The 1,020-nt window shown below is 67.8% G+C and carries 1 protein-coding gene; it reads right to left on the reverse strand.

Annotated elements, in window-relative coordinates; translation table 11 throughout:
- Positions 1-174: 174 nt before the first annotated feature.
- Positions 175-1,020, reverse strand: an 846-nt coding sequence (locus EB084_26500) for a hypothetical protein (protein NDD31813.1), incomplete at its 5' end; no start/stop codon positions are given.

A 1,020-nucleotide genomic window follows, 5' to 3' on the forward strand; every position in this document is an offset into this window, starting at 1 on the left:
GCCTCGTGCGGGCACGCAAGACCTACGCTGAGAGAGCCGCCCGAGAAGCCGAAGAGGCCGAACGCCTGGCGCAGGAGAGCGAAGACGAGCAGACCGAGAACTGAAACGCAGGCCCCCGAACGGGTGAGCCTGCGTCTCTGTGATGTCAGTACCGCGTCTGCCTGCTGAGGGCCCTCAGGAGGTCTTGGGCTTCTCTGCGCCAGGCACGGGAGGCGTTGCCACCGACGGCACGGGGGGCGCCGCGGGCGTCTTGGCCGCCTCGATGGCGGGAGCCTGGGCCCCAGGCGCGGCGGGCTCGTCGCTCTTGCTCTCCTTGCCGCCGATGTGGAGCTTGTCCTTGATCTTCTCCCACACAGCCTTGCCGAGCATCACGAACTGACCGCGGGCCGCATACAGCGGAGCGGCAATGCTCACGACGATGCTGCCGACAGCGAGCATGGGGGCCGCGGGGAGCGCGGCAAGCGCGGCGCAGCCCGAGGCGATCATCAGCGCGCCGCCCACCGCCTGTGCCCCACCGAGCACGGCCTGGTCCTTGGCGCTGGAGATGACCTGCTTGATGGGCACCTCGACCTGCTGAACCTGCGTGCCTTCCTTGGTGCGGACGGGAACCTGCATCGGGAGGACCTGGACGCCCTCCTTCTCGAGGCCTTCGTAGTAGCCCTTGAGGTTTAGGCTGTTCTTGGCCTGCTCGAGACCCGCGTACACGCCGAGGCCACCCGCCACCAGGGCGATGGGCGTTGCCACCGCGGCAGGGATGGTGAGCATTGCGCCTGGGCGGGCGAGGCTGAAGTTGGCGAGGCCACCCACGCTGATGGCCAGCTTCGAGAAGGTCTTCTGACCGACCTCGACCTTGTGCCCTGCCGGAGACATATCGATCTCGGGATGGGTTCCGGGCGGCAGGGTCTGCTTCTTCACCGTCTCCACGAGCTCTTGGACATGCTCTTGCGTGGTGTAGATGGCGTTCGGCGGGCGCAGGTCGGGCGTGTACTGGCTCAGCGGGATGTTGCCCTGGGCGTCGGG

This window comes from Pseudomonadota bacterium (assembly GCA_010028905.1).
Taxonomy (GTDB): domain Bacteria; phylum Vulcanimicrobiota; class Xenobia; order RGZZ01; family RGZZ01; genus RGZZ01.